Source organism: Pontibacterium sp. (genome assembly GCF_964228735.1).
In the GTDB taxonomy this organism is placed as follows: domain Bacteria; phylum Pseudomonadota; class Gammaproteobacteria; order Pseudomonadales; family Balneatricaceae; genus Pontibacterium.
The window spans coordinates 1-8,742 of sequence record NZ_CAXRBQ010000020.1 but is presented as its reverse complement, the minus strand read 5'-3'; the positions used below and the strand labels follow the sequence as shown (position 1 = coordinate 8,742).

At 55.1% G+C, this 8,742-nt stretch carries 4 protein-coding genes and 1 pseudogene; 2 read left to right on the top strand and 3 right to left on the bottom strand.

Annotated elements, in window-relative coordinates; genetic code table 11:
- Together ACEQ15_RS01795 and ACEQ15_RS01790 are read left to right on the top strand one after the other, a co-directional pair.
- A partial coding sequence (locus ACEQ15_RS01795) for a transglutaminase-like cysteine peptidase (protein WP_370277313.1) occupies window positions 1-500 on the top strand: 500 nt, incomplete at its 5' end.
- Between the two features lie 15 nt (window positions 501-515).
- Window positions 516-2,471, top strand: a complete 1,956-nt coding sequence (locus ACEQ15_RS01790) for an EAL domain-containing protein (protein ID WP_370277311.1) — start codon at window positions 516-518, stop codon at window positions 2,469-2,471.
- Window positions 2,472-2,695: 224 nt separating this feature from the next.
- Here ACEQ15_RS01790 and ACEQ15_RS01785 read toward each other — a convergent pair whose 3' ends face one another.
- The 3 genes and pseudogenes from ACEQ15_RS01785 to ACEQ15_RS01775 form a co-directional block, all read right to left on the bottom strand.
- On the bottom strand, window positions 2,696-4,075 hold the full coding sequence (locus ACEQ15_RS01785) for an MFS transporter (protein WP_370277309.1): 1,380 nt from the start codon (window positions 4,073-4,075) through the stop codon (window positions 2,696-2,698).
- Between the two features lie 576 nt (window positions 4,076-4,651).
- Window positions 4,652-8,317 carry a bifunctional proline dehydrogenase/L-glutamate gamma-semialdehyde dehydrogenase PutA gene (putA, locus tag ACEQ15_RS01780; RefSeq protein WP_370277308.1) on the bottom strand — a complete coding sequence of 1,222 codons (3,666 nt, stop codon included), beginning with the start codon at window positions 8,315-8,317 and terminating at the stop codon, window positions 4,652-4,654.
- 323 nt (window positions 8,318-8,640) lie between these two features.
- A pseudogene (locus ACEQ15_RS01775) lies at window positions 8,641-8,742 on the bottom strand (IS110 family transposase); the annotation flags it as partial.

Sequence of the window (8,742 nt, the reverse complement as noted above, 5' to 3'; positions counted from 1 at the left end):
ACGATAACAAGAACGACCCCGAAGAGACCAAACTCCGCAAGGTTAACGACTTCTTTAACCAGGTTCGCTTCCTGAATGACATCAACCACTGGAAGAAAGAGGACTACTGGGCCACCCCGGTAGAGTTCCTGATTACCAATGGCGGCGACTGCGAAGACTTCTCTATCGCCAAGTACTACACCCTGCGCGAAGTGGGCGTGCCGGATAGCAAGATGAGCATCGCCTACGTGAAGGCGATCGAATACAACCAGGCACATATGGTGCTGACCTATTACAAAACCCCGAACTCTATGCCGGTCGTGCTGGATAATCTGATTCCAGAGATCAAACCGGCCAATAAACGCCCCGACCTGATTCACGTGTATAGCTTTAACGGTGACAACCTCTGGTTATCCAAAAAAGGACGCCGCGCCGAGATCGTGGGCACATCTGATCGATTGGAACACTGGGTCAAGCTACGTTCGCGGCTTGAGAACCAGACAGTGAACTCTGTTGAATAGCTGGGAGAGCATACAATGAGTCTTGTTAAACAACTGGTAGCCGCGTCCTTTGCAGTGTTGATCGCACTGCTGCTGGGGTCTGCCTACCTTATGTCCAACAGTTCCAAGACGATGCTGTTGAACCAGCTGCAATCCCACGGTCAGGATGCCGCCACCCACCTGGGGCTTTACCTGGCACCCGCTATTGCCCAGAAAGATGTTGCCGCGATTGAAACAACCGTGAATGCCATTTTTGACAGTGGTTTCTACCAACGCATCGACATCAGCGACAGCACTGGCACAATCCTGTTCTCCACAACCACACCCCCGCGTATTGATGACACCGTACCGGCCTGGTTTACCAACCTGTTTGAGATCAAGCCGCCGCAGATGACCCGTGATGTCAGCCATCAGTGGAGCAAGATCGGTAGCGTTCACGTTCAGAGCCGTGCCGGTTACGCTTACGCAAAACTCTGGCAAGGCATTCAAAACACGTTGATCTGGTTTGGCATTTTGGCAGCAATCAGTGCGGTAGCGATCGGCGGCCTGCTGATGTACATCTTGCTCCCACTGAAAGGTGTTGAAGAGCAGGCACAGGCCCTGAGCGAGAAGCGCTTTATCGAGCAGTCCCATATCCCAGGCACCCGCGAGCTAAAACGCGTAGTCACAGCAATGAACCAGATGGTGAAACAGGTTCGCCTGATGTTCGACGAGCAGAGCCGTCACATTGAAGACCTGCGCCGTACCGCTTACCAAGACAGCCTCACCGGCCTGCCAAACCAGCGCGCAGCAGAAGCCCAACTGACGGAACGCCTGGATTACCGCCAGGACTTTGGTAACGGCACCCTGCTCTACCTGCGTATAACCGATCTGGCGAGCCTGAACCGCGACCTGGGCATGGAGAAAGCCAGCAACTTTATTAAGGTTGTTGGCAGCAAGCTGGAGAAACTCGCCCAGACGTCCGAGCAAAGCATTCTGGGCCGCCTGACCGGTGCAGACTTTATCCTACTGGTTCAGCGCCTGGACGATGACAGCCTGAAACGCACCGTAAGCCAGCTGTGCTCGGACCTGCAGGCCAACTTCGAAGCACTGAGCGGCTCTACAGTGATCGAACGTCACTGGCCGATCCATATCGGTGTAGCTCATTCCAACGATATGACCAGCTGCAACCAGCTGCTGACCGAAGCCCGCCTGGCATTGAGTGAAGCGGAAGAACAGGACCAGAACTACGCGATCTACGGCTCCGACGAGAAAGCACTGCAAGACAGCAACGCCTGGCATCAGCATGTTGCCGACTCTGTGAGCAAGGCACAGATCTTCCTGCAAACCCTGCCTTTGATGGCTAACACAAGCTCACAGCCTGCGCAGCAGGAGCTGCTGGCCCGAATTCTAGACCAGAAAGGCACACCATGTACCGCCGGTGAGTTCCTGAGTGTTATCAAAGAGCTGGGGCTGATGGTGATGCTGGACCGCGCCGTGATTCAGCGTGCACTTGAACATGCCAACAAGAATCCAAACTGCGGCAAACTGGCGATCAACCTGAGCGCCGAAGCCGTACGCGACAAAGAGTTTGTAAGCTGGTTCAAGGCACTGATTGCCGATAACGAACAAAAACAGCATCTGCATGTTGAAGTGAGCGAAAGCGCGATCCTCAACAACCTGAGTGATGTACGCCATTTCCGTGAGATGATGAAAGCAAACGGTATGGAGTTTGGTGTCGATAACTTCGGCATCCACCCTGCTGGTTTTGCATACCTCTATACCCTGCAGCCGGATTACATCAAGATTGATGGTTCTCTGATCCGTAAGATCGATCAGCAGGCGGAAGACCGCTTCTTCGTGAGCAGCTTGATCAGTATCGCCCACAGTTTGAGCATCAAAGCGTATGCAGAGCATATCGAGCGTGAGACGCAGCTGAATGAGCTGAACCAGCTGCAGATCGATGGTACTCAGGGTTGGTTGCACGGCCGTCCGAAGGCGTTGGAAGGTTAATGCAGATGATGTGTTGGGCACCGCTGTGCGGTGGCCAACCTACAACACGTTTTTTTTGTAGCAGCCCGCTCCGAGGGCGACAAACAGTGGCCAGATCTGTATACCTCAAGTCGCCCTCAGAGCGGGCTGCTACCGATAATCATGCCCCTCCTGTAGGGCAGCCTTCAGGCTGCCGGCAGTCTAAAAGACGGCCCTACAATCTATTTTTCCAGTCACACATAGCCCTACTGCTTTGGCCAATGCACATGGTGCTCATCAATCACAAACGGGTGACGGTGGCGCTGCTTGGGATGGTAATGAGGGTGCACATGGGGCTCAGGCCCTTCCCAACCTTCATGCTCGTGCCGATGGTGTTCATCATGAACATGCGGGTGCAGATGCTCCATCGCTTCATGTTCATGCCACAGATCCTTCTGATCCTTCTGATCCCACACCCTGCTCGCCATGACAGTTGCAACCAAAGCCATCAAGCCCAGCAACAAGAACGTCATCGTCATACTCAGCAGACTACCCAACCACCCAGCCAGCAGGTAGCCCACCAGCCACATACCGTGGGTTAGCGCGAAGTTTGCGGCAAAGTAATCGTTGCGGTCACCAGCACTGCAGGAATCTCGCACCACACGGCCGGTTGGGATCAACACCAGCGAAGTGGCAACACCTATCACAAACCAGATTGGGAATAGTCCGGAATAGCTTGGTTCAAGCAACCCGAACATCAACGCCGCCGCAAACAGCACACCGCCAGACAGCATAACCGGGCGATCCGGCCAGCGCTCCAACAACTTAGGCATTATCAAAGCTGCCACTATGGAACCCGCCCCCGCAGATGCCATCAACAGCGGCACCTGTTCTTCTCCCAAGCCCAACACACTGCGCACATACACAACGGTATTCACGATAATCATCGCACCTGCCGCAGATAGCGCCAGGTTAAGCAGCAACACACCTCGCAAGCGTGGTGTTTTAAGGTAGCTCTTTACGCCAAAGCTCACGTGATGCCAGACACCACCGCTGCGCTCACTGACCGCACCTTGCGGAATGACCGACATCGCCACAAAACCTACGGCAACAGCAAACGCCATCGCATTGAGACCGAACAAGAGATCATAGGACGCCACAAGCAACAGGAGCGCAGCCAGCATCGGGCTGAACAGCGCCTCGATCTCCATCGCCAGGCGGGATAGAGACAAAGCACGGGTGTATTGCTCCTCTTCAGGCAAGATATCCGGTAGCAGCGCTTGGTAAACCGGGGTATATCCTGCGGCCAATGTGTTAAGCAGGAAGATCAGCAGGAAAAGCTGCCAGATTTCACCAACAAATGGCAACAGCACAACCACCATCGCACGCCCCACATTAAGTGAAGCCAACCACGCTTTCCGCGGTAAGCGACTGACATAACCACCCACCACTGGCGCCACTCCCAGATAGGCCACCATTTTGATTGCCAGCGCGCTCCCCAGCACTGCGCCCGCATGCCCAGGATTCAGGTCATAGGCGAGCAATGCCAGAGCAACCGTGGTTAAACCTGTGCCCAGTAACGAGATCACTTGGCTGAAGAACAGCCAACGAAAGGTAGGGTTTGAAAGTGGAGAAAAGAGTTCCATGCATGATCTCCGGCGGTGGACGCCTACGGCCTAAAAATGGGAAGCGCTGGGATAGTAATCCTTCTAAGGTGCTGTATCTAGCATATACAACGTGGCGTAATGCCGCAGCATGTAGCAGCCCTCTCCGAGAGCGACATTGGATTGACCTCCACACGAGTATTAGTCGTGGTCGGAGACCGCTGCTACAAAATATTCACCCTGTAGCAGCCCGCTCTGAGGGCGACATCGGCTTAACCTCCACACTACAATCAGTCGCGGTCGGAGACCGCTGCTACAAAACCATCACCTTGTAGCAGCCCGCTCCGAGGGCGACATGGGGTTGACCGCCGCACCACAAATAGTCGCGGTCGGAGCCCGCTGCTACAAAGCGCCCCCTGTAGGGCAGGCTCTGCGTCATCTTTGGTGATCAGCCTGCCGGCAGCCTGAAGGCTGCCCTAAAAAAGTTTGATCATCCCCCCACCAAACTCCAGACAAAAAAAAGCCCCCAGAGCGGAGGCGGTAAACGCCGGACCAGGCCAGATCCGGCGGAGTGAGATCGTGAAGAAACTCAACAAGTGAATTGGTACGGGGCGGAGATTACTCCGCCGATGCGATAAGACTGGCGTTACCGCCTGCCGCAGTGGTGTCTACACACAGGTGGCGTTCGATAACGAAGCGCTCTGGTGCATTGATTTCGGTGATCAGCGGCAGCAGCACACCGTCACGGGCAGCCAGTACACGGCGGTAGCTACGCAGGGTGTTGCTGTCAGCACTGCTTACCACGGCCGCGAAGCCTTCGGTGGTTGCCAGCGCATCCGCCAGCAGCAGACCTTCAACCGCCACTACCGGTAGGCCCACTTCTGTCGCGTTACGTGCCCAGCTCTCTATACCCGGAGCCACCAGTACAACTGCGTTACCCTGCGCCAGTGCAACTGCTGCCTGCTGAGTTGCAGTTTCTTTGTCCGGCCCCAGACACAGCACCACACCACGTGGCAGGTCGGACAGCAGGTTCAGTTCACCGGTTGGTCCTGGCATTGCTTCAGCTTCCAGGTTGCTCAGCACCTCGATACCGTTTGCAGAGTCACCCAGCAGGCTCACCAGCTTCGCTTTACGCGCCGGTTCCTGCGCCCAGGCTTTCGCTAGAACGGAGCCTTTCACCTGATCGATTGCAGTCTGCAGCGCAGCCGCGTCGATGCTAGCTTTCAGTTCAGGCTCTACAGCCGCCTGTGCATTGGTCATGAAACGTTTTACGTAGTGAGGGCCACCCGCTTTTGGACCGGTGCCGGACAGGCCTTCACCACCAAACGGCTGGGATCCAACAATCGCACCGATCTGGTTGCGGTTCACGTAAATGTTACCCACCTTGATGCGGTCACAGATACGCTCTACACGGCTATCAACACGGGTGTGCAGACCGAAGGTCAGGCCGTAACCCTGCGCGTTAACATCATCGACAACCTTGTCGATCTCATCTGCAGAGAAGGTTGCTACGTGCAGAACAGGACCAAAGATCTCCTGCTTCAGCTCTTCAATGCCTTCCAGCTTAATCACGGTCGGCGCAACAAACAGACCGTCCTGCGGCACCTGCAGTGCTTTCAGTACACGGCCCTGCTTGCGGAATGCTTCGCAGTGCTCATCGATACGTGCCTTCGCTGCTGCATCGATCACCGGACCAACGTCGGTGCTCAGCAGCCATGGATCGCCGATACGCAGCTCATCCATCGCGCCAAACAGCATCTCAAGGATGTGGTCAGCCACGTCTTCCTGCAGGTACAACATACGCAGCGCAGAACAACGCTGACCGGCACTCTGGAAGGAGGATGCCAGCACATCACGCACGACCTGCTCTGGCAGTGCAGTGGAGTCTACGATCATTGCGTTCAGACCACCGGTTTCTGCAACCAGCGGAGCTTCCGGCGCAACGGTTTCAGCCATCACTTTGTTGATGCGCTGAGCAGTGGCGGTAGAACCGGTGAAACATACACCTGCGATACGTGCATCGGAGGTCAGCGGTGCACCGACATTGGCACCACTACCCGGCAGCAACTGCAGTGCATCCGCTGGGATACCCGCTTCGTGCATCAGTTCAACTGCACGTGCAGCGATCAGTGCGGTCTGGTCAGCTGGTTTTGCCAGTACAGCGTTACCCGCTGCCAGTGCCGCCAACACCTGGCCGGAGAAGATCGCCAGTGGGAAGTTCCACGGGGAGATACAGGTAATCACACCACGCGCTTCGCCGGCATCAGCGTTACGCAGGGCTTCTGCCGCGTAGTAACGGGCGAAGTCGACTGCTTCACGCAATTCACCTACCGCATCCAACATGTTCTTACCCGCTTCACGGGTGGTCAGACTGAACAGCTCTGCCGCGTGCTCTTCCATCAGGTCGCCCACTTTACGCAGGGCAGCTGCACGCTCTTCCGGTGAAGTTTTGGACCAGGCGATGTAACCGTTCTGCGCAGAGGTGATCGCGGTTTCGATATCTTCAGCAGAGGCTTCGGTTACAAAACCAACCAGGTCATCCGGCTTGGCTGGGTTTACGACATTAATCTGGTTACGGGTGCCCGGTTCAGTGATCGCTTTACCACCCACAATCGGCTGTGCGTTCCACTGGTATTCCTGGAAACCAAAACGCTCTGCTTCCAGTAGCTCAACCGCTACAGGATCGGTAATATCCCAACCACGGGCGTTCACTCGGCCTTCACCGTACAGATCGGCCGGACGGTCAATCATGGTGCTGGCAACGTTATCACCCAGCGCTTTTACTGCGTCAAACGGGTCACGCGCGATCTCTTCCGGAGAGATACGGGTATCAACAATCTGGTTTACGAAGGAGCTGTTGGCACCGTTTTCCAGCAGACGGCGCACCAGGTACGCCAGCAGATCCTGATGTGCACCAACCGGAGCGTAGATACGACAACCGGTGTTGCTGTTCTTCAGGACAGTATCGTGCAGGGACTCACCCATACCGTGCAGACGCTGGAATTCGAACTTCTCGGTGCCCATATCGCGCGCCATGTGCAGGATAGAGGACACTGAGTGTGCGTTGTGAGTCGCAAACTGAGGGTAGATACGATCGGTCATACCCAGCAGCTTTTCGGCACAGCACATGTAGGAAACATCGCTGTTCACCTTGCGGGTGTACACAGGGAAGCCGTTCAGGCCAAATACCTGCGCACGTTTGATCTCCGCATCCCAGTACGCACCTTTTACCAGACGCACCATGATCTTGCGGTCCAGCTTGGTCGCCAGTGCATACAGCCAGTTAAGTACGTGAGATGCGCGCTGACCGAAGGCCTGTACTACGATACCGAAGCCGTCCCAGCCTGCCAGTACAGGATCAGACAGTACTGCTTCGATGATATCCAGGGACAGATCCAGACGATCCGCTTCTTCCGCGTCGATGTTGAAGCCCATGTTGGCCTGCTTCGCCTGCAGGGCCAGAGAGCGGGTGCGATCCACCAGTTCGTTCATCACACGGTCGCGCTGACCGAATTCGTAACGGGCGTGCAGTGCAGACAGTTTTACGGAGATACCTGGATTCTTGCGGATATCATCGTGTTTGCACGCTGCAGACAGCTCGCGAATCGCTTTGGAGTATGCCTGGTGGTAACGGATCGCATCCGCATCGGTGCGTGCCGCTTCACCCAGCATGTCGTAGGAGTAGGTATAACCCTGTGCTTCGTATTTGCTCGCACGTTTGGTCGCTTCTTCGATGGTACGACCCAGTACAAACTGACGGCCCAGCTCTTTCATCGCCTGACCTACTGCGGTACGGACAACCGGCTCGCCCAGACGCTTAACCAGAGAACGTAGGGTCTTGGTAACACCCTTCTTCTCGTCCTCTTCCGGTGCGATCAGTTTACCAGTCAGCATCAGCGCCCAGGTAGAGGAGTTCACCAGAGAGGAGTTTGCTTGACCCAGGTGGCTGCGCCAGTTACCGCTCGCAACCTTGTCTTCGATCAGGGCATCGATGGTGGTGGAATCCGGCACACGCAACAGCGCTTCAGCCAAACACATCAGGGCTACACCCTCTTTAGTGGTCAGGCCGTATTCCGCCAGGAATTTTTCCATCATGGAAGGTTTGCTTTCGTTACGAACCTTAGTTACCAGCTCGGCTGCACGAGCAGAGATCGCGGCACGATCATCGGCAGACAAACGGGCATTATCCATCAGGGAATGAACAGCAGTGGTTTCATCTGCCAGGTAGTTTTTGCGGATAATCTCGCGGTACTGGTCGAGAGTCAGCTCGGTCGTAAGATTCATAGCCTCACCTTCTTGTAAGAATTTTTTAGCTATTCTAGCGGCGTCTTAAAGTTCGTATTCTCTAAATATCGAGGTTTTATTTCTTGTTTAATTTATTTTTAGGCCAGTTAAAAGATTTTATGTCTTTTATAAACACAAAAAAAAGACTATATGACTTATTGAAAATACAAGCCCTGCCGACGCACTGGAACGGCGTACACCCTGCTGTAGCAGCCCTCTCCGAGGACGACAGATCAAATCCAAGAACCGGTCGCGGTCAGAGCCCGCTGCAACAAACCTCTTCACCCGTAGATACCATCTCTCGATTCTGGCTACAAACGCTTTTAGAGCGGGTGTAGCTGGAACTTTTCCTGGCTTTTCACCACGCCAAAGCACAGGTGGACCAGCTTTCTCATCGCTGCGCCCAGTGCCTGCATTTTGTTCTT

Excerpts from the sequence above, each read along its gene's own strand:
- ACEQ15_RS01790 (WP_370277311.1), top strand. The coding sequence starts at position 516 with ATGAGTCTTGTTAAACAACTGGTAGCCGCGTCCTTTGCAGTGTTGATC.
- ACEQ15_RS01785 (WP_370277309.1), bottom strand. The coding sequence starts at position 4,075 with ATGGAACTCTTTTCTCCACTTTCAAACCCTACCTTTCGTTGGCTGTTC.
- putA (WP_370277308.1), bottom strand. The coding sequence starts at position 8,317 with ATGAATCTTACGACCGAGCTGACTCTCGACCAGTACCGCGAGATTATC.